The 20,168-nt window shown below is 45.2% G+C and carries 15 protein-coding genes and 3 tRNA genes; 15 read left to right on the forward strand and 3 right to left on the reverse strand.

The window, feature by feature from the left end; translation table 11 throughout:
- From NX845_RS21605 to NX845_RS21615, 3 genes are all read left to right on the forward strand, one after another.
- A tRNA-Gly gene (locus NX845_RS21605) sits at window positions 1–76 on the forward strand.
- An 88-nt stretch (window positions 77–164) separates the two neighbouring features.
- Window positions 165–241, forward strand: a tRNA-Met gene (locus tag NX845_RS21610).
- Between the two features lie 75 nt (window positions 242–316).
- Window positions 317–392: transfer RNA gene (locus tag NX845_RS21615), tRNA-Gly, on the forward strand.
- 632 nt (window positions 393–1,024) lie between these two features.
- Here NX845_RS21615 and queG read toward each other — a convergent pair.
- On the reverse strand, window positions 1,025–2,167 hold the full coding sequence (gene queG, locus NX845_RS21620; RefSeq protein WP_102576335.1) for a tRNA epoxyqueuosine(34) reductase QueG: 1,143 nt from the start codon (window positions 2,165–2,167) through the stop codon (window positions 1,025–1,027).
- A 247-nt stretch (window positions 2,168–2,414) separates the two neighbouring features.
- On the opposite strand from queG, the gene tsaE reads away from it, so the two are divergent.
- The 8 genes from tsaE to hflC all read left to right on the forward strand — a co-directional run bounded on the left by tsaE (window position 2,415) and on the right by hflC (window position 11,988).
- Window positions 2,415–2,879, forward strand: a complete 465-nt coding sequence (gene tsaE, locus NX845_RS21625; protein ID WP_004735870.1) for a tRNA (adenosine(37)-N6)-threonylcarbamoyltransferase complex ATPase subunit type 1 TsaE — start codon at window positions 2,415–2,417, stop codon at window positions 2,877–2,879.
- Window positions 2,873–4,594 (forward strand): N-acetylmuramoyl-L-alanine amidase, encoded by a 1,722-nt coding sequence (locus NX845_RS21630; protein ID WP_061023875.1) that lies wholly within the window; start codon window positions 2,873–2,875, stop codon window positions 4,592–4,594. Before tsaE ends, NX845_RS21630 begins: the two co-directional genes overlap by 7 nt.
- A 51-nt stretch (window positions 4,595–4,645) precedes the next feature.
- Complete coding sequence (gene mutL / locus NX845_RS21635) at window positions 4,646–6,937, forward strand: DNA mismatch repair endonuclease MutL (protein ID WP_260257135.1); 2,292 nt, start codon at window positions 4,646–4,648, stop codon at window positions 6,935–6,937.
- 97 nt (window positions 6,938–7,034) lie between these two features.
- Window positions 7,035–7,967 (forward strand): tRNA (adenosine(37)-N6)-dimethylallyltransferase MiaA, encoded by a 933-nt coding sequence (miaA, locus tag NX845_RS21640; RefSeq protein ID WP_004735867.1) that lies wholly within the window; start codon window positions 7,035–7,037, stop codon window positions 7,965–7,967.
- Between the two features lie 192 nt (window positions 7,968–8,159).
- Window positions 8,160–8,426, forward strand: coding sequence for an RNA chaperone Hfq (gene hfq / locus NX845_RS21645; RefSeq protein ID WP_004735866.1), 267 nt, complete (start codon window positions 8,160–8,162; stop codon window positions 8,424–8,426).
- A gap of 44 nt (window positions 8,427–8,470) precedes the next feature.
- The gene (gene hflX, locus NX845_RS21650) at window positions 8,471–9,778 is read left to right on the forward strand and encodes a ribosome rescue GTPase HflX (RefSeq protein WP_004735864.1); all 1,308 of its coding nucleotides are present in this window, start codon (window positions 8,471–8,473) and stop codon (window positions 9,776–9,778) included.
- A 27-nt stretch (window positions 9,779–9,805) separates the two neighbouring features.
- Entirely contained in the window at window positions 9,806–11,008 is a 1,203-nt protein-coding gene (gene hflK, locus NX845_RS21655; protein ID WP_017078236.1) for an FtsH protease activity modulator HflK, read from the forward strand.
- 2 nt (window positions 11,009–11,010) lie between these two features.
- Window positions 11,011–11,988, forward strand: coding sequence for a protease modulator HflC (gene hflC / locus NX845_RS21660; RefSeq protein ID WP_004735862.1), 978 nt, complete (start codon window positions 11,011–11,013; stop codon window positions 11,986–11,988).
- Window positions 11,989–12,211: 223 nt separating this feature from the next.
- Here the strand turns inward: hflC and NX845_RS21665 are convergent, their stop codons facing one another.
- Window positions 12,212–12,400 (reverse strand): DUF2065 domain-containing protein, encoded by a 189-nt coding sequence (locus NX845_RS21665; protein ID WP_026012244.1) that lies wholly within the window; start codon window positions 12,398–12,400, stop codon window positions 12,212–12,214.
- A gap of 172 nt (window positions 12,401–12,572) precedes the next feature.
- Between NX845_RS21665 and NX845_RS21670 the strand changes: the two genes are divergently transcribed.
- A complete protein-coding gene (locus tag NX845_RS21670) occupies window positions 12,573–13,889 on the forward strand; it encodes an adenylosuccinate synthase (RefSeq protein ID WP_017078237.1) in 1,317 nt (438 codons plus the stop codon).
- 333 nt (window positions 13,890–14,222) lie between these two features.
- Window positions 14,223–14,858 (forward strand): flagellar protein MotX, encoded by a 636-nt coding sequence (motX, locus tag NX845_RS21675; protein WP_004735859.1) that lies wholly within the window; start codon window positions 14,223–14,225, stop codon window positions 14,856–14,858.
- A gap of 155 nt (window positions 14,859–15,013) precedes the next feature.
- Here motX and NX845_RS21680 read toward each other — a convergent pair whose 3' ends face one another.
- A complete protein-coding gene (locus NX845_RS21680) occupies window positions 15,014–16,423 on the reverse strand; it encodes an amidohydrolase (protein WP_029224282.1) in 1,410 nt (469 codons plus the stop codon).
- A gap of 248 nt (window positions 16,424–16,671) precedes the next feature.
- Here NX845_RS21680 and rnr point away from each other — a divergent pair, with 248 nt between their 5' ends.
- Window positions 16,672–19,170 carry a ribonuclease R gene (gene rnr / locus NX845_RS21685; RefSeq protein ID WP_065682096.1) on the forward strand — a complete coding sequence of 833 codons (2,499 nt, stop codon included), beginning with the start codon at window positions 16,672–16,674 and terminating at the stop codon, window positions 19,168–19,170.
- Between the two features lie 251 nt (window positions 19,171–19,421).
- The gene (gene rlmB, locus NX845_RS21690) at window positions 19,422–20,162 is read left to right on the forward strand and encodes a 23S rRNA (guanosine(2251)-2'-O)-methyltransferase RlmB (protein ID WP_004735856.1); all 741 of its coding nucleotides are present in this window, start codon (window positions 19,422–19,424) and stop codon (window positions 20,160–20,162) included.
- Window positions 20,163–20,168: the final 6 nt, after the last annotated feature.

A 20,168-nucleotide genomic window follows, 5' to 3' on the forward strand; every position in this document is an offset into this window, starting at 1 on the left:
GCGATACTAGCTCAGCTGGTAGAGCGCAACCTTGCCAAGGTTGAGGTCATCGGTTCGAACCCGATGTATCGCTCCAATTTCTATCTCACGCTTTATGCTGAAGATGAAAATGGTTTAGTTTCATTGTACTTAACGTTAATGAAGCGAAAAGAGAAACATCCGGACGCGGGATGGAGCAGTTTGGTAGCTCGTCGGGCTCATAACCCGAAGGTCGTCGGTTCAAATCCGGCTCCCGCAACCACATTACAGTTAAGCGCTATCTGTTGCCCAAGGCGGTAAGAGCTGCCCAAGGCAGTAAGAGCAGCGATTAACTAATGCGATACTAGCTCAGTTGGTAGAGCGCAACCTTGCCAAGGTTGAGGTCATCGGTTCGAACCCGATGTATCGCTCCAGCTTTCTTCTAAAAAGCTATTAAGACTCTTTAAACCACCGTGTTTTTCTTTAGATCACAGAGTTTAAAGGCGACCTTAAAGGTCACGCTCTTTCTTTAATGCTGCGAAGCATAATCCCCCCAAAAAGCAAATAATCCTCCATCATGGTGGATATTTTTTTGTCTTAAATTTTTCTTAGCAACTGGAATGCTAGTAAACATCAGGTCTCTGAAGCAGATACTTGAGGTTTTTCACATCTATAAACAGACTTATCCACAAAATGTTAGGTGTGGATAACTTGGTTGATAAAGTTATTTCAGACTTAATTCTTTACATATCCCCAAAAGATCTTTCTTGTTTTCAATATATTAGCTGAATTGTGGCGATCGTAACTTGTTGTTTTTTATCAGTTTGAGTGTTTATCTTGAATTTGATAAAAGATCGTTAACTTGTTGTTTTTTGATCTTAATCATTTATCGGTACTGTGTTTAACTTTGTGAGAGTGTCGGAAGTTTACGAGAGTTCTGAATTTTTTCCACATTGCTAAAATTGAGAACAAGGTCAAACATTGTTCTAAAATTATGTGCAACGGGTTGTCTTAAATGTTGGACTATTTAGGTAGGTTAGCTAGCCAATCGTTGATGCCTAAAGGGCTAGGCGTCTCTTGGCAGTCCTTTCTCAACAATACGTATCAGTCTGTGCTTTTTGGTGGATATTTTACTGCTACTTCTTTGCACACCGCTAGCGTTGGGTAATTGTTGTAGTTGTTTATTCAAAGCCCACTCAATATGCACATCTAGCATTTCGTTTTTGCCTTGATGAGATTCTAGTGTTTCAACAATGCGTTGTTGAAATGGCGCATTGCCCATAGCAACAAAGATATTGCGTAACCACTGGGTGTGGCCAATACGTCTTATTGCTGAGCCTTCCATTTTCTTTAGGAAGGTGGCTTCATCCCAACTTGAAAGTGAAACCAGATCGGCTTCTTGGAAATCTTCTCTACGATGAAAGTCTGTTTGCTCTGTGAGTTCGGCATGACGGTTCCACGGGCACACTAACTGACAGTCATCACAACCATAAATACGATTACCAATGGCGTCTCTAAATTCTTCCGGGATCACACCATCGTATTCAATGGTTAAGTATGAGATACATTTTCGAGCATCCACGACACCATCAGTAATAATGGCACCCGTTGGGCAAGAAGTGATACATGCGGTGCATTTTCCGCACTCATCGACACTGGGTTCATCAACAGGAAGCGGAATGTTAACTAACAATTCTCCTAGGAAGAACCAAGAGCCCGCTTCTTTATCAAGAATTAATGAGTGTTTACCTGTCCAACCCAGCCCCGCTTTTTGAGCGAGCGGTCTTTCCAAAATAGGCGCTGAATCTACGAAAGGACGTGAGTCTAAACCTTCGACCTCTTTTTCGATCCTTTGTCCCAGCTTTTTCAACTGGTTACGGAACAATTTGTGATAATCGCGGCCTAAAGAATAACGGCTGATATAGCCTTGAGTGGTATCGCTTAGGTTAGAGGCAAACTGAGCTTCTGGTGGTAGGTAGTTCATTCGGGCGCTGATCACTCGAATGGTGCCTGGATGAAGTTCATCAGGACGTGCGCGCATCATTCCATGTCGAGCCATCCAATCCATTTCGCCGTGGTTGCCAGCATCTAGCCATGCTTGAAGAGGGGCTTCGTGTTCACTTAAATCAACATCGCAGATGCCAACTTTTTGAAAGCCGAGCTCTTTTCCCCAGATTTTAATTTTTTCAGCAAGATGGTCTAGATTCATGGCTTCATTCTTAATTCTTATTTTCTCTGTTTTACAATTAGAGATAAGGCTAATTAAAACTAGGTTCGGCAAAAATGGGGGCGGATCTTAACGGATCTTAGTGATATTGACCAGAACTGACGTGTTTTGATCAGTATTTTTCATAGAACTTACACTTGAGTGCTTGTCTACTAAAAGCATCACGGTTTACTATTCTTGTTCTTTTGATTTTTATATAGTCAACGATCGATTTTTAGAGAACGTATTCATGAGCACGAAACAATTTACTTTGAAAGATGAACAAGCAACGATTCAATTAGGGACGGAGCTTTCTAATCTTTGCTCACAGCAGACGACTATTTATCTGCATGGTGATCTTGGCGCAGGTAAAACGACCTTCAGTCGTGGCTTTGTAAAAGCACTTGGCCATCAAGGAAATGTAAAGAGCCCAACGTATACTCTAGTTGAACCTTATCAACTTGCCGATTGGCAGGTATATCACTTCGATCTTTATCGCTTAGCCGATCCTGAAGAATTGGAGTTCATGGGGATTCGTGATTACTTCACACCAGATGCTATCTGCTTGGTTGAATGGCCTGAGAAAGGCTATGGGATGCTACCAGAAGCCGATTTGGACATTGATATTCGTTACCAAGACGATCACCGTATTGTTTCTTTAACCGCTAATAGTGAATACGGACAGCGCTTACTTAGTCAGTTGGAGTTATGTTGATTTCTAGACGCCTTATTTCAGCAGTAGCCATGATGGCTGCTGTTTTTTCTATACTGTTTTCTTCACTTGTTTCTGCAAACTCACTGAAAAGTTTAAGGGTTTGGCCTTCTCCAGAAGAAACTCGTGTGGTTATCGACTTAAAATCAGAAGCGGACTTTAGCTATTTCACCTTGAGTAGCCCGAGTCGTTTAGTGGTCGATTTAAAACATACCAACCTTGCAACTAAGTTACCGGTCGTGGTGAAAGATAGCCCCGTTCTATCTAAGATTCGTAAGAGTTCACCGCCAGACAAAAATACCTATCGCTTGGTTTTTGAGTTGAAGAAATCCTCTACAGCAGAGTTGTTTAAACTCAGCCCGACTCCTGGTGGTCAGTACGGACATCGTCTGGTGATCGATCTACCTCATGGTGCGGCAAGCAAGGGGGCTACGACGTCGAAGCCGAGTAAACCAACGGTGAGCAAAAATATTAATCAGGTTAAACGTCAGAAAGACATTCTGATCGTGATTGACCCTGGTCACGGTGGTGAGGATCCAGGCTCTATTGGTCCAAGTCGTAAGTATGAAAAGAATGCGACTCTGAGTATTTCTCGTAAGCTTGCTGCACAGTTGAATGCGGTTCCTGGGATCAAAACTCGTATGACCCGTAACGCCGACTACTTTGTAAACCTTAACCGACGTGTCGCGATTGCTCGTGAAAACGAAGCTCATCTGTTTATTTCTATTCACGCGGATGCTTTTACGACCCCTCAACCAAGAGGTGGTTCGGTGTTTGTGTTGAATACTCGACGCGCAAATACCGAGATCTCTCGATGGATCGAGAACAAAGAGAAGCAGTCTGAATTACTCGGTGGTAGCGGTGCGGCTTTCACTGGCAATATTGATGATAAGAACGTAAACCAAACTCTGCTTGATTTGCAGTTCAGCCACTCACAGAAAGAGGGCTATAAGCTTGCAACAACCATTCTGTCTGAGATGGGTAAGGTTGCTAAGCTTCATAACAGTAAACCAATCAATACCAGTTTGGCAGTATTACGTTCACCACAGATACCATCGGTCTTGGTCGAGACGGGCTTTATTTCGAATCCGACCGAAGAGAAGCTGCTCTTCCAACGTTCGCACCAAGATAAATTGGCACGAGCAGTGACCAAAGCGGTCGTTAAGTATTTGAAGGCTAACCCGCCAGAAGGGATTATCTTGTCTAACGCAACGTCGTCAACGGGTAGCGTGAGCCAACATAAAGTGTCTCGTGGTGAGTCTTTATCGGTGATTGCGAGTAAATATGGCACCTCGACACAGACGTTGATGAAATTCAACAATCTGAAATCGAGCAGCCTTGCGATCGGCCAAGTGCTTAAGATCCCAAGCAGTGCTTCAGGCTCATCATCAAGCAGCGCAGTGAAAACTAAGACCATCACTCACACGGTTAAGTCTGGAGAGTATCTCGGCAAGATAGCCAGCCGTTACAAAGTACGGGTGGCAGATATCAAACGTGAGAACCGCTTGAAGTCTGAAACACTGAGAGTGGGTCAGAAGCTACGTATTACGGTTGAAGTGAAAGATGTCCCTCTGCGTAAACATAAAGTCGCAAGAGGTGATTATCTTGGCAAGATTGCTTCGAAGTACGGCGTGAGTGTTAACAGTATTCGCCAAGCGAATAAGCTACGATCTGACAGCCTAGCGGTGGGGCAGGTGTTGATTATTCCGCACAAGTAAGCTTTTTAACGCAGACATGTTTCCATCAATGGCAGTAAGGTAGCTATAAATATGACGATCAAAATACTGCCAGCTCGATTAGCTAACCAAATCGCAGCGGGTGAAGTGGTAGAAAGACCAGCTTCTGTTGTAAAAGAGCTGGTTGAGAACAGTTTGGATTCAGGTGCCACACGTATCGATATTGATATCGAGAAAGGCGGCGCTAAGATGATCCGCGTTCGTGACAACGGTAAGGGCATCGTTAAAGATGAGCTTGCGTTGGCGCTGAGTCGTCATGCTACCTCCAAGATCCATACCCTTGATGACCTCGAGGCGATCGTTAGCCTTGGTTTTCGTGGTGAAGCGCTCGCAAGTATTAGCTCTGTTGCGCGCTTAACCATGACTTCACGCCCTGCCACTCAAGATCAAGCTTGGGCAGCACACAGTGAAGGCCGTGATATGCAGGTGAAACTGCAGCCTGCAGCACATCCCATTGGTACCTCGGTTGAGGTGTTGGACCTGTTCTTCAATACGCCAGCACGCCGCAAGTTCTTACGCACCGAGAAAACCGAGTTCACGCATATTGATGAGCTGCTTAAACGCATCGCATTGAGTCGCTTTGATGTGACCATTAACCTTCGCCATAACGGTAAAATGATTCGTCAGTACCGCGCTGCCAAAACACAAGTTCAAGCAGAAAAGCGCATCGCTGCGGTATGTGGCAATCCTTTTGTTCGTCATATGCTTAAGATTGAGCTAGAACATCAAGGTCTAAAACTTCATGGCTGGATCACCACGCCAGAAGGAGCAAGACAACAAAGCGATCTGCAATACTGTTATGTGAATGGTCGTATGATGCGTGACAAGCTGATCAATCATGCGATTCGTCAAAGCTATGAGACTAGCCTGCGCCCAGACCAATTTGCGACGTATGTGTTGTTCATTGAGCTAGACCCACATCAGGTGGACGTGAATGTTCACCCTGCCAAACACGAAGTGCGTTTCCATCAAGCTCGTCTTGTGCATGACTTTATTTATCAAGCACTGAGTGATGGACTAGCCCAAAGCAAACAAATTGATGCAGCACCGATCAAGCAGTCTGCGTTTCATCAGTCAGAAGTGATTCACCATCAGCAAGATAGCTCGAACTCTGGTATCGGTGAAGTGGCCAGTTTCTCAGAGCCTGAAAGCTCAATGCCTAGCCGTTCGAATCAAACCCAAGTATCTGATAGTGAGCGACATGCTATTGAGCAAACGCCAGCCTACCCGAGAAAAGCAGAGTCTGAGCGCGCTTATGATCAACCTCAACACAGCGTTAATGATGGTGGGCAACATTATGGCTCCACAGCCAACCGAGGTTCATCGTCTAGCAGGGGCTCTTCAACCAACTTAGATTCGTCTATTAACATTAGTTCAGCTAACACAGGCTCGTCGGCCCGCGAAACCAGTTTTACCGGGTCTCCTCGTCAAGAGTGGATCGAGTCCCGACCTGAACCTAAAAAAGAGAAAGAGCCAAACCAGCATCACGGTGACCCCGCGCCCTCTAAGCGAGAAGTGAAAGCCTATAAAGAGCTTCTGAAAACGCCAGATTTTGATGGTCAAGTTGTAGCCCCATCATCTCCTCAAGAGCATGTGGCACCAGTAGAAACCAAAGACAATATAGAAAATAAAGGAAATAAAGAAGCTAAGCCTGCTCAACAGAATCCTGTTCATTCAAAACCAAGAGCTCCTGTGACGGACTTAGGCAAAGCAGTCTCGGTAGTGGAACGCCAATATTTGGTAATGGGCAATAAGAACGGCAGCGTATTGGTGTCTCTAGCCAAAGCGGAATTGCTACGTGTGATTGGCCAACTTGATACTCGAGAAGGGGCGTTAAAAAGCCAACCGCTATTGGTGCCTTTATCGATTAAGCTTGGTAGTGAACTTGTCGAGGTTGCTAAGGCGTTGAGCCAAACACTGGCGTTATTGGGGATTGAGCTTAAGGCGCGAAACAGTGAAGCGGTAATGGTGATGGTGATGGGCGTGCCTTCTCCTTTGAGGCAGCAAAACTTACAAATTTTGATCCCAGATCTGTTATCTTACGCGGCTTCATTAAACGCTCAGATTGTCGATAATCACGCTGCTACTGTTTTTAACGCAGATAATGGTTCTAACGCTGCTAATGTTTTTAACGATATGTTGCCATCATTGGTCAACTGGATCGGGATTCAAACGGCACAAGTAAAAAGCGACTACACTTTATCTGAAGCGGTTCAACTAGTTGGGGAACTTGAACAGCTCTGGCATGGTCTACTTCCATTAGATGATCCAGAGTTTGTAAATCCTATCGACTTTTCAGCGACCATAGCCGCGTTTACGGTTTAACTTTTTCGCGATGGCATTTATCTTTGCAACTGAATGTATCGCGATACGAAGCCCTTTTTTATAAAGCGCTCTAACAGAGAAACAAATACAAAATATCATGACTGAAAAATTACCTTTAGCGTTGTTTTTAATGGGCCCTACGGCATCAGGAAAAACAGATTTAGCTATCCGCTTACGTCAGAAGTACCCAGTAGAGATCATCAGTGTCGACTCAGCATTGATCTACAAAGACATGGATATCGGCACCGCTAAACCGGATGCAGGAGAGCTCGCGCTCGCGCCCCATCGTTTGATTGATATTCTCGATCCAAGCGAAGCGTATTCTGCGGCAGATTTTCGTCGTGATGCGATCAATGAAATGAATAAGATTGTAGCGGAAGGAAAAATCCCGTTACTGGTTGGTGGCACAATGCTGTACTACAAAGCATTGTTGGAAGGCTTATCGCCATTACCGGCCGCGGATCAAGAGATTCGTAAGCAGATTGAAGCGGAGTCTATTGAACAGGGTTGGCAGGCATTGCATGATCAATTAAGAGAGATAGATCCCGTATCCGCTGAAAGAATACACCCAAATGATCCACAAAGGCTTTCAAGGGCATTGGAAGTTTACCGAATTTCGGGTAAAACATTAACAGAGCTAACTCAAACGAAAGGCGATAGCCTGCCATTTCGTGTAAAACAATTTGCAATAGCTCCCAAGGAAAGGAAAGAGCTCCATCGCCGCATTGAACTTCGCTTTGAGAAGATGATAGAGGCGGGGTTTGAAGATGAGATGAAGGCGTTATATGCCAGAGACGATCTTCACCCTGAACTGCCATCGATCCGATGCGTTGGTTATAGGCAGATGTGGGATTATTTAGATGGGAATTGCGATTTAGACGAAGCGGTTTTCCGTGGTGTCTGCGCAACCCGTCAATTGGCCAAGCGACAAATCACCTGGTTACGCAGTTGGGATGATTTAACTTGGTTGGATAGCGAAAACATTGAACAGGCGTTAGAAACTCTTTCAGATGCAATAGCATCTGATTAGTATTGCTGTGTATAATGTGATCGCTTTTGCGTGAATATACTCTGAAAAGGATCAGTTATTGAGGCTTTTAAAAATCACAGCCTTTCAATAACAACGGAGTTTTTTTATTCGTTTAGCTCAGATGCAAAGGCCGCACCTTTTTGTGCACCACTAGCTAAATAATTACAACAAAATATAAATAAGGAAAATAAAATGGCTAAGGGGCAATCGCTACAAGACCCATTCCTAAATGCACTCCGTCGTGAGCGCATTCCAGTCTCTATCTATCTTGTTAACGGCATCAAGCTGCAAGGTCAGATCGAGTCTTTCGATCAATTCGTGATCTTATTGAAGAACACAGTAAACCAAATGGTTTACAAGCATGCGATTTCTACTGTGGTTCCTGCTCGTGCAGTTAGTCACCACAGCGGCGAGCAACAGCGTGCGCCATCTGATCGTCCAGAGAAGACTGAAGATTAATCGTTCAATTGATACAGCTTGCGCTGTAATAAGGAGTTGGTTGCTTGTTTGACCGTTATGAATCCGGCGAGCGAGCCGTACTTGTTCATATCAACTTCACGCAAGAGGGAGAATGGGAAGACCTAAGCGAATGTGAAATGCTGGTCTCCTCAGCGGGGGTAGAAACGCTACAAGTGATTACTGGTAGCCGACAATCCCCACTCCCTAAATACTACGTTGGAGAAGGTAAAGCCCTAGAAATCGCTCAAGCCGTTCAGCTGACCGGTGCTGAAATTGTGATTTTTAACCACTCTCTCTCTCCTGCCCAAGAGCGAAACCTCGAGCAATTGTGTAAATGTCGTGTGATTGATCGCACGGGTTTAATCTTAGATATCTTTGCACAACGTGCGCGAACTCATGAAGGTAAGCTACAAGTTGAGCTCGCTCAGCTTCGTCATATCTCTACCCGATTGATTCGTGGTTGGACTCACCTTGAAAGGCAGAAAGGTGGTATTGGTCTTCGTGGTCCAGGTGAAACTCAACTGGAAACCGATCGACGTTTGTTGCGTGACCGTATAAAAGCGATATTACGTCGTTTAGCGAAAGTGGCTAAGCAGCGTGAACAAGGACGACGTGCTCGTAATCGAGCTGAAATCCCAACAATTTCTTTGGTTGGTTATACCAACGCAGGGAAATCAACACTTTTCAATCAAATCACTAGTGCAGGTGTTTATGCGGCAGACCAACTGTTTGCAACTCTAGACCCAACACTACGTAAGATTGAATTGGCAGATGTCGGGCCTGCAATTCTCGCAGATACCGTAGGTTTTATCCGTCATCTACCGCACGATCTGGTCGCTGCGTTCAAGGCTACGTTACAAGAGACGCAGGAAGCTGACATTTTGTTACATGTTGTTGATGCCAGTGATGACCGCTTTCGTGAGAACATTCAGGCTGTTCATGAAGTATTAGAAGAAATCGATGCTCATGAAGTGCCAACCCTTGTAGTCATGAATAAAATTGACTGCATGGAAGACCAAAAACCTCGAATTGAAAGAGACGAAGAGGGCGCACCACGCGCTGTTTGGGTTTCTGCAATGGAAGGAGAAGGGATTGAACTGCTGTTTGAGGCTTTAACTGAGCGTTTAGCGAGTCAAATGGTTCAATTCCGGTTGTGTATTCCACATCAACATCAAGGCCGTATTCGCAGCTTATTCTTCGAGATGAAATGTATTCAACAGGAAGAGTATGATGAAAATGGTAACTTGTTGATAGATATCCGAATGCAACAAATAGATTGGTCTAAACTTGAAAAAAGAGAAGGGGCGCTCTTAGGTGACTTTATCGTTACCAAAGAGACTGCTACAGTATAACGTCATATCAAATGATGGAGCTTTCTAATGGCGTGGAATGAGCCTGGAAATAATAACAACGGCGATAATAACGGCCGCGATAATGACCCTTGGGGTAAGAACAATAATCGCGGCGGCCGAGATCAAGGACCGCCAGACTTAGACGAAGTGTTTAGTAAACTAAGTCAAAAGTTAGGTGGCAAGTTTGGTAAAAAAGGTGGCAACGGTAACGGGCCATCTATCGGTGGTGGCGGTGCGATTGGCTTTGGTGTCATTGCTGTCATTGCGATTGCTATCTGGTTCTTCGCTGGTTTCTACACCGTTGGCGAAGCAGAAAGAGCCGTTGTACTTCGACTGGGTCAATTCGACCGTATCGAAGAACCGGGTCTTAACTGGCACCCACGCTTCATCGATGAAATTAAAGATGAGCAACTGGTTAACGTTCAAGCGATTCGTTCTCTACGTGCTTCTGGCACCATGCTAACGAAAGATGAAAACGTTGTGACGGTTGAAATGGGCGTTCAATACCGTGTTTCTGACCCATACAAGTACTTGTATCGTGTAACGGATGCGGATGATAGCTTACGTCAAGCAACTGATTCTGCGCTTCGTGCGGTAATTGGTGACTCACTAATGGATAGTATCCTAACAAGTGGTCGTCAGCAGATTCGTCAAAGCACTCAAGAAACGTTGAACCGTATTATTGATAGCTACGACATGGGTATTCTGATTGTTGACGTGAACTTCCAGTCAGCACGTCCACCTGAGCAAGTGAAAGATGCATTTGATGATGCTATCGCGGCTCGAGAGGATGAAGAGCGTTTTGAACGTGAAGCTGAAGCTTACCGAAATGACATTCTTCCAAAAGCAACAGGTCGAGCTGAGCGTTTGAAGAAAGAAGCGGTGGGTTACTCAGAGCGCATAGTTAATGGTGCTCTAGGTCAAGTTGCTCAGTTCGAGAAGCTTTTACCTGAATACCAAGCTGCTCCTGAAGTAACACGTAACCGTATGTACCTTGATACAATGGAAAAAGTGTACTCAAGCACATCGAAAGTCCTGATTGATTCTGAATCAAGCGGTAACTTGCTATACCTACCAATTGATAAGCTAGGCGCACAAGGTGGTTCTCAGTCGGGCACTCGCCCTGCAAAAGCATCATCAACTTACGATCAAATTGAGTTAGAAACTCAAGCGGATCCAAAGTCTAGCACTCAAACTCGTTCAGACAGTTCACGTCAAGGGAGATACTAATAATGCGTAAATTAATGATCCCTGTATTAGTTGTGACGATTGCCCTTCTATTGATGTCACTATTTGTGATTCAAGAAGGCGAGCGTGGCATGGTAATTCGTTTTGGTCGAGTTCTCGATGACAACGGCGTATCACGAATCTATGAACCAGGCTTGCACTTTAAACTGCCTATGTTTGATCGCGTAAAAGTACTTGATGCTCGTATTCAAACGATGGATGGTCGTTCTGACCGTTTCGTAACATCAGAGAAAAAAGACGTTCTAATTGATACCTACGCAAAATGGCGTATTGCTGATTTTGGACGTTTTTATCTGAGTACTGGCGGCGGTAATATCATGACGGCAGAAGCACTTCTTGAGCGTAAAGTGACAGATGTTCTTCGTTCTGAAATTGGTGCTCGTGAAATTAAGCAGATCGTGTCAGGCCCTCGTAATAAGGACATCCTGCCAGACTCTGCTGATAGCGAAGTCGTCACAACGGTAGCAGCTGCAGAAGCTCTAGAAGTTGATGGCGAACGCGACAAGATCATGGAAAACGTTTTGTCTGGAACGTCAGAAAGTGCGATGGCTGATTTAGGTGTTGAAGTTGTTGATTTCCGAATGAAGAAGATTAACCTTCCTGACGAAATCAGTGAATCTATCTACCGCCGTATGCGTGCAGAACGTGAATCGGTTGCTCGTAGACACCGTTCTCAAGGTCGTGAGAAAGCAGAAGTTATCCGTGCTCAAGCTGAGCTAGAAGTAGCAACAGTTCTTGCAGAAGCTGACCGTACAGCTCGAATCACTCGTGGTGATGCAGATGCAGAAGCAGCGAAGATTTACTCTGATGTTTACAGTAAAGATCCTGAGTTCTATGGCTTCATGCGTTCATTGCAAGCTTATGAGACATCATTTAGCGATAAGAGCGACATTCTAGTACTGGATCCGAAGACTGACTTCTTCCAATACATGAATCAAGCGAGCGGCGCTCCAGCAAAATAAGCTGATGCGTTAGCGGATGCTTAGCTCAATAAGCAAAATACGTTAAAACTTAAAAGGCTCCCATTATGGGAGCCTTTTTGTTTTCTATTATTTGAAGACTGAAGACTGAAGACTGAAGACTGAAGACTGAAGACTGAAGACTAAAGACTAAAGACTAAAGACTGAATATTCGCCATTAGGTCCTCGAGGGAAATCGAGCGACAGAGTCGTGCTTTGAGAAAGCCTAGCGGTAGGTCATGAAAGCGATAACGACGCCGGCAACCACAAGGCAACCGCCAATTCGGCGCAGTTGCGTGTCTGGCTGTTGGCTTAATTGAGCAACCATGTTTCTCCAGCCATTGGGTGCAATCAAGGGCCCCAGCCCTTCAACGATAAGAACAAGCCCGATTGCGAGCCAGATAGAATTAGACATGTTGCTGCCTTTTGCCTGTAAAAAGATAATAATATCAGCATCTTTACGGATCTTCGCGGTGTCATTGCAAATTTGCTTGTCGTTAGCTTTAACAATTATGAACAAAAAATGACTGCAAGAAATGTGATTCGGTGCTAGAATCCATTTTTAATTAGCAACAGAAATTGGAAAGATGGGAAATAACGTAGTCGTTCTAGGCACCCAATGGGGTGATGAAGGTAAAGGTAAAATCGTTGACCTTTTAACTGAAGATGCAAAATACGTGGTTCGCTACCAAGGCGGTCACAATGCAGGTCACACACTTGTAATTGACGGTGAAAAAACCGTTCTTCACTTAATTCCATCAGGTATCCTACGCAATAACGTTAAATGTGTTATTGGCAACGGTGTAGTATTATCGCCTGACGCACTTCTTAAAGAAATGAAACCTCTTGAAGATCGCGGTATCCCAGTACGTGAGCGTCTTTTCATCTCTGAAGCTTGTCCTCTAATTCTTCCGTACCACATTGCAATCGACAACGCGCGTGAAATCGCTCGTGGCGCTAAAGCTATCGGTACAACGGGTCGTGGTATCGGTCCTGCTTACGAAGATAAAGTTGCTCGTCGCGGTCTACGCGTTGGCGACCTTTTCGATAAAGAAGCATTTGCTGAGAAGCTAAAAGAAGTTATGGAATTCCACAACTTCCAACTAGAGCATTTCTACAAAGCTGAAACAGTAAGCTACGAAGAAGTTCTTGAGCAAGCGATGAGCTACGCAGACATGTTAACTGCGATGGTTATCGACGTAACTGACGAACTAGACGCAGCACGTAAGCGCGGCGACAAGATCATGTTCGAAGGTGCTCAAGGTACGCTACTAGATATCGACCACGGTACTTACCCATACGTAACGTCTTCTAACACGACTGCTGGTGGTGTTGCTGCAGGTTCTGGTTTTGGTCCTCGTCACATCGGTTACATCCTTGGTATTACTAAGGCTTACTGTACTCGTGTTGGTTCAGGTCCATTCCCTACTGAGCTATACGATGGCCTTGAAAAACAAGACCCAGTTGGTAAGCACCTAGGCGATGTTGGTCACGAGTTTGGCGCAACGACAGGTCGTCTACGCCGCACTGGTTGGTTCGATGCTGTTGCTATGCGTCGTGCAATCCAAATCAACTCTCTATCTGGTATCTGTCTAACTAAACTAGACGTTCTAGATGGCCTAGAAGAACTAAAAATCTGTACTGGTTACAAGATGAAAGATGGTTCTATCCTAGAAGTTTCTCCAATGGCTGCTGAGTCATTCGAAGAAGCGACGCCAATCTACGAAACAATGCCTGGTTGGTCTGAAAACACATTTGGTGCTAAATCTATCGACGCGCTTCCACAAGCTGCTCTAGATTACATCAAGCGTATCGAAGACTTAACTGGCGTTCCAATTGATATCGTATCAACTGGCCCAGATCGTAACGAAACTATCATCAAGGTTCACCCATACGGCGCATAATGCCTGTTGAGTGATTACCACAGCACGAACCGTACTGTGGTAATTAAAGTGCTTTGATAATTAAAGTGCTCTGATAATGAAATAGTTTTCTAAAAGCCGACTTTATTAAGTCGGCTTTTTAATACCTGCAATTTAGCCACGCACTCTTTGATGGTGATCTTTTAAGCGTCATCAGGCAAAATATTGCCCATTGGCGGCAAGTTTTGTCTAAAGCCGTCAGGGTTATTGCCGATACAGATATCATGGAAAGTGAAGTTCACCCTGTTTTGTGCGTGTAGAAATCCTCTGCGGCCCTCAATAGATAACTTTAGCGACAGATAATAGAGTGCAGGTATGAAGCTACGAATTGTAGCAGCTTCATTGATAATGGCGCTGAGCTCACCCTTGAGTCATGCAAATTTGACTGACGTGGGAGAGCCCGTTCCAATATATACAGAAGCTGAACTGATTAATTTAATCGAGAATAATCAACACCTAGAGCGAGTGAAAGCTGATAAGTGCCAGTTAGTTGAAGATATCGTTGCTCGTGCAACGCGTATTAGCTTGCCTTCTTATGAGTTTTTATACGGTGATATGTTGGCTTGGGGCGTGTGTGTTCCACAAGATGTCGAGCTTGGCATTTACTATATGGAAAACGCGGCGCATCAAGGTTTACCGGCTGCACTAGAGCAGCTAGGTCGTTATTATTCTCGTGGAACCTTGGTTCAACAAGACAAAGAGCGCGCGATTCCGTATTTACGTGAAGCGGCCTCTATGGGTAATCTAAGTGCAAGCATTCACTTAGCGGAACTCTTGCTGCGTGATTACGGTAGCCCGTTAGATTATGAAGATGCTTACCGCTGGTTATACAACTCGGTGACTGCGGATGATAGGCAACACAAACGCATCACCGTGCTTCGAAGCGGTCTGGAACAGAGAATGCCGGACAATATTATTGCTCGAGCAAAACGCCGAGATGTGTTCTGGTAATGACGAATATAAATTAAGGTTAGATGGTGAACGACTGCACTCGTTAACCATCTATCTTGATATAGAAAGATACCGTATTAAAAAGGCCTCGTAGGTAAATACCTATGAGGCCTTTTTTGATCTTAACGGTAAACGGTTTATCTTACTCGGTGGCGTTATTGAACAACTTCACCAGATTCAATCACCGTCTTACGAACGACTTTAGTGAAATCGAGTGCTTCTTGGCGAATCTTATCTTCATCGACCGTTAGCATGTCGCGGTCTTGCATGATGATCTTACCGTCAACGATGGTGTGGCGAACGTTACCAGAATTAGCTGAGTAAACTAATGCCGAGTATGGGTTGTAGACCGGAACCATGTTTGGCGCTTTCGTATCGATCACTATGATGTCGGCGAGTTTACCGGCTTCAAGAGAACCGATCTTATCTTCCATGTGTAGCGCTTTTGCTGCGCCCATTGTTGCCATGTCGATCACTTTGATCGGCGGCATTGCGGCACGATCTTTATTAACCAGCTTGTGAACTTTAGCGACTTGGTTGAATTCATCAATGGTGCTCAGTGTGTTACCAGACATTGGGCCATCAGTACCTAAACCAATACGAACGTTTTCGTCATACATCTTAAGCGCAGGAGATACCCCTTTTGCTGACTTGATGTTAGCACTCATGTTGTGAGCCACACCCATATCCGATTTTTTCACCAGCTCGATATCATGATCGTCAACAAGGATCATGTGTGCACCCACCAAGTTTTTGTTGAGTGCGCCAATGCTGTCCATGTATTGAACCGGTGATAGCCCATCTGAACGCTCGGCGATTTTCTCTTCTTCACGGTGTGATTCTGCAAGGTGAATCATTACTGGTACATCGAGCTCTAGAGAGAGCTTAGAGATCTTCTGCAGTATCTCTGTGGTGTTGGTGTAAGGCGCGTGTGGGGCAAACGCGGGTGTGATACGCGGGTGGTCTTTGTATTCTTCAATGAAATTCAGCGCGTATTGGATGCCTTCTTCCGCGTTGGCAGCGTCTGCGACTGGGAACTTAATCACGGTTTCACCAAGAATGGCACGCATACCGATCTTATCGACAGTTTTCGCAACTTCATCTTCGAAGTAGTACATGTCGGCGTAAGTCGTGACACCGCCTTTTACCATTTCAACGTTACCGAGATTAGCGCCAATGCGTACCATGTCTCGCGATACCAGTTTCTTCTCTAGAGGGAAGATATAACGATGAAGACGGTCAGGCACATCATCGGCCAACGAACGGAAAACCGTCATCGATACGTGAGTATGAGTATTGATGAGACCCGGCATGACGATATCGCCATCCACGTCTAACACTTGTTTCGCTTGGTACTGCTTCTCTAGTGAAGCATCACCAACGGCAATGATTTTGTTGTCTTTTACGACAACAGTACCGCTCTCATAAACCGTTTTGTCTTGGTTCATGGTTAGAACCATTGCATCGGTAATCATCAGGTCAGCTTTTTCCATTGCTGAACTCGCAAATGGAAATAGAGCGAGGCTTGCCATTGCTGAAGCCAATAGGGTGCGTTTTAGTTTCATATCAATACTCAGAACAGGAGTTGGTAAAGTGTCGGGATAATAGTGTATTTCATCCATGGCGCAAACGTTTGTTTTATCGTTTGCTTGAAATTTTGATGATAGTCCGCCTCTATGAAGCGATGTTTCACAAAGTGAAGATATGTATCAATCTTAGGTTATTTTAGGCTTTTCCAAAGCATATCTGTAGCTTACCCCTAGCATCAGATATACTAGGGGTATATACATTCCTTGCTTAAGCAGGCCCGCCTATGTCAAAAAACACACCAATGTCAGAAAACACGACAGCGACAACCACTGTTGATCCTTTTGCCGACCGAGAGTCGAAAAATTACGAAAACCCAGTACCAAGCCGAGAGTTCATTATTTCGTTTCTAACAGACGCGAATATCCCAATGAACCGTAACGATCTATTCGAAGCTTTGGGTTTGGCTGGAGAGGAACAATATGAAGGGCTGCGTCGTCGTTTACGTGCAATGGAACGTGATGGACAGCTTATCTTTACCCGTCGTCAGTGCTACGCATTGCCTGAGAAGATGGAATTGATTAAAGGCTATGTGATTGGTCATAAAGACGGTCATGGTTGGGTTCGCCCAGACGGCAGTGTGGGTAAAGACAATGATATCGTGTTGCCGCATCACCAGATGAAAACCATCATGCACGGTGATTACGTACTGGCTCAGCCTACTGACAACAGTAAACGTGGTCGCCGTGAAGGTCGTTTGGTTCGTGTTCTTGAAGAGCGCAAAACGCCACTTGTTGGTCGCTTCTTCCTAGAATATGGCCATTCTTACGTGGTTGCTGATGATTCTCGTATTAGTCACGACATCCAGATCCCTACCGAGCATAAAGGCGGTGCTCGAATGGGTAATGTGGTTGTGATTGAAATTACGGATCGTGGTGGTCGTTCTCGTAACATGATGGGTAAAGTGACCGAAGTTCTTGGTGAAAACATGGCTCCGGGTATGGAAACGCAGATCGCGATCCGTACTCACCAGATCCCACAAGAGTGGCCTGAAGCGGTAGATAAGCAAATCGTAAACCTCGGTGAGCATGTTCCTGAAGAAGCAAAAGAAGGACGTGTTGATCTACGCAAACTGCCATTGGTTACCATTGATGGTGAAGATGCGCGTGACTTCGATGATGCGGTTTACTGTGAAGCGAAGAAAGGCGGAGGCTGGCGCCTGTGGGTAGCGATTGCTGACGTAAGTTACTACGTTCGCCCAGATACCGCGCTAGACAAAGAAGCGATTAACCGTGGTAACTCGGTATACTTCCCGTCACAAGTTGTGCCAATGCTGCCAGAAGTCCTTTCTAATGGCTTATGTTCATTGAACCCTCAAGTTGACCGTTTATGTATGGTGTGTGAGATGACTATCTCAGACAAAGGTAAACTGTCGGGTTACAAGCACTACGAAGCGGTAATGAACTCTCATGCCCGTCTGACTTACAACAAAGTTGGCGCTATCTTAGATGGCAATGAAGAACTTCGTGAGCGTTACGAGCCTGAAGTACCACATCTTGAAGAGCTTCATAAGATGTACAAGGTACTTAAGAAAACGCGTGACGAACGTGGTGCGATTGAGTTTGAAACGGTAGAAACTAAGTTTATCTTCAATGCGGATCGTAAGATTGACCGTATTGAACCCGTCATCCGTAACGATGCACACAAGATCATCGAAGAGTGTATGATTCTTGCGAATATCGCATCGGCGTCTTACGTAGAAAAAGCGAAAGAACCTGCACTGTACCGTGTTCACGATACTCCGGGAGAAGAGCGCTTAACTGGCTTTAAGAGTTTCCTTAGTGAGCTAGGTTTAACGCTGGAAGGTGGCCTGTCGCCATCACCAGTAGACTATGCACAACTGATGCAACAGATTAATGAGCGTGAAGATCGTGAGTTAATCCAAACCATGCTACTGCGCTCGATGAAGCAAGCGGTATACAACGCGGACAACGCAGGTCACTTTGGTTTAGCTCTTAAACGCTATGCTCACTTTACCTCGCCAATTCGTCGTTACCCAGATTTGCTATTGCACCGCGCGATTAAGTACCTTATTGCGAAAGAAGAAGGCCGTCAGAGTGAGCGTTGGACGCCAACCGGCGGTTACCACTACACTTTCGATGATATGGACTTCTACGGCGAGCAGTGTTCAATGACTGAGCGTCGTGCTGATGATGCTACGCGTGAAGTGAACGACTGGCTGAAGTGTGAGTACATGCAAGACCATGTCGGCGAAGTGATGGATGGCGTAATTGCTAACGTGACTGGCTTCGGCTTCTTTGTTCGTCTCACTGAACTGCACATTGATGGCTTGGTACATATCTCAGCGCTAGCGAATGATTACTACCAATTTGATGCTGTTGGTCAGCGTTTAGTCGGTGAAAGCTCAGGTAACATCTACCGCTTAGGTGATTCGGTTAAAGTGAAGGTTTCTGCGGTTAATCTAGAAACTCGCCAAATCGACTTTGATTTAGAAGACACCGATCGTCAGCCTCGTGGTAAAGGTAAAACGGCCAAGAAGCGTGCGGCTGAAGCGATGAAAAAGGCGAAAAGCAAGAAGCGTTCAGCGGTGAAGAGTAATAAGCCGGGCGCACCTGCGACGCCTTTAGTTGAACCGACTAAGCGACCAGACGGTAGCTCTGAAAGTTCTGCTAAGAAGAAATCAGCGAATAAAACCGGTGCTGCGAAGGCGCGAGCTAAGAAAAAGCGTACCGCAAGTCGTAAGCCAAAGGCTGATAAGTCTTAAGTTTATAAGCCTTAAGGTTAATAAGCCTTAAGGTTAATAAGCCTTAAGGTTAATAAGTCTTAAGCTTAATAAGGCGCTTTGCTAATTAGGTTTAGCACAGCGCTAGTTTAATGCGACATGACTTTAACGCGAAAAGACTTTAATGCGAGAGTATCAGGCGCAAGACGCATACTCTCGAAATAAACAACACAGGGGTGGGTGCATCGGGTTTGATGTCATTCATCTCTGAGCAATAAGAGTAACCAGAGACAATGAGTAACGAATTTATTTACGGTATTCACGCGGTGAAAGCCGTACTAGAAAAAGATCCAGCGCGCTTTATTGAAGCGTACGTGCTTAAAGGTCGTCAAGACGATCGTCTTCTTCCATTACTGAATCAACTGCAGCAATTTGGTGTGTCGATTCAACAAATGGGCCGTAAGCCGCTTGATGAAAAAGCACAGGGTGCAAATCACCAAGGTCTTATTGCTAAGGTGAAGCCTGCTAAGCAGCTTAATGAAACTCACCTAGACGATATCCTAGCGCAGCACGAACAGCCTCTGCTGTTGGTTCTAGATGGTGTAACAGACCCTCATAACCTAGGTGCTTGTCTACGTAACGCGGATGCTGCGGGTGTGGCGGCTGTTATCGTACCTAAAGATCGCTCTTCACCGCTAACGGCAACCGTAAGTAAGGTTGCTTGTGGCGCCGCTGAAACCGTTCCTCTAGTTCGCGTAACCAACCTAGCTCGTACAATGCGTGCACTGCAAGAGCAGGGTGTATGGTTCGTGGGTACCGCAGGTGAAGCAACGCATGATATCTATCAAGCGAAGCTAACGGGTCCTCTTGCCGTTGTGATGGGCGCAGAAGGTGACGGTATGCGTCGTTTAACGCGTGAAACGTGTGATGACCTGATTAAGATCCCAATGTCAGGCAGCGTGTCGAGCCTCAACGTTTCGGTAGCATCAGGCATCTGTCTGTTCGAAGCGGTACGTCAGCGCCTAGCTCAATAGGGTTAA

The organism is Vibrio sp. NC2, assembly GCF_025195005.1.
Classification (GTDB): domain Bacteria; phylum Pseudomonadota; class Gammaproteobacteria; order Enterobacterales; family Vibrionaceae; genus Vibrio; species Vibrio splendidus.

What these genes read in the sequence shown, in the direction of transcription:
- miaA (WP_004735867.1), top strand. Translation starts at nt 7,035, where the DNA reads ATGACTGAAAAATTACCTTTAGCGTTGTTTTTAATGGGCCCTACGGCA.
- NX845_RS21680 (WP_029224282.1), bottom strand. Translation starts at nt 16,423, where the DNA reads ATGAAACTAAAACGCACCCTATTGGCTTCAGCAATGGCAAGCCTCGCT.
- rnr (WP_065682096.1), top strand. Translation starts at nt 16,672, where the DNA reads ATGTCAAAAAACACACCAATGTCAGAAAACACGACAGCGACAACCACT.
- NX845_RS21670 (WP_017078237.1), top strand. Translation starts at nt 12,573, where the DNA reads ATGGGAAATAACGTAGTCGTTCTAGGCACCCAATGGGGTGATGAAGGT.
- hfq (WP_004735866.1), top strand. Translation starts at nt 8,160, where the DNA reads ATGGCTAAGGGGCAATCGCTACAAGACCCATTCCTAAATGCACTCCGT.
- NX845_RS21630 (WP_061023875.1), top strand. Translation starts at nt 2,873, where the DNA reads ATGTTGATTTCTAGACGCCTTATTTCAGCAGTAGCCATGATGGCTGCT.
- rlmB (WP_004735856.1), top strand. Translation starts at nt 19,422, where the DNA reads ATGAGTAACGAATTTATTTACGGTATTCACGCGGTGAAAGCCGTACTA.
- hflC (WP_004735862.1), top strand. Translation starts at nt 11,011, where the DNA reads ATGCGTAAATTAATGATCCCTGTATTAGTTGTGACGATTGCCCTTCTA.
- queG (WP_102576335.1), bottom strand. Translation starts at nt 2,167, where the DNA reads ATGAATCTAGACCATCTTGCTGAAAAAATTAAAATCTGGGGAAAAGAG.
- motX (WP_004735859.1), top strand. Translation starts at nt 14,223, where the DNA reads ATGAAGCTACGAATTGTAGCAGCTTCATTGATAATGGCGCTGAGCTCA.
- tsaE (WP_004735870.1), top strand. Translation starts at nt 2,415, where the DNA reads ATGAGCACGAAACAATTTACTTTGAAAGATGAACAAGCAACGATTCAA.
- hflK (WP_017078236.1), top strand. Translation starts at nt 9,806, where the DNA reads ATGGCGTGGAATGAGCCTGGAAATAATAACAACGGCGATAATAACGGC.
- NX845_RS21665 (WP_026012244.1), bottom strand. Translation starts at nt 12,400, where the DNA reads ATGTCTAATTCTATCTGGCTCGCAATCGGGCTTGTTCTTATCGTTGAA.
- mutL (WP_260257135.1), top strand. Translation starts at nt 4,646, where the DNA reads ATGACGATCAAAATACTGCCAGCTCGATTAGCTAACCAAATCGCAGCG.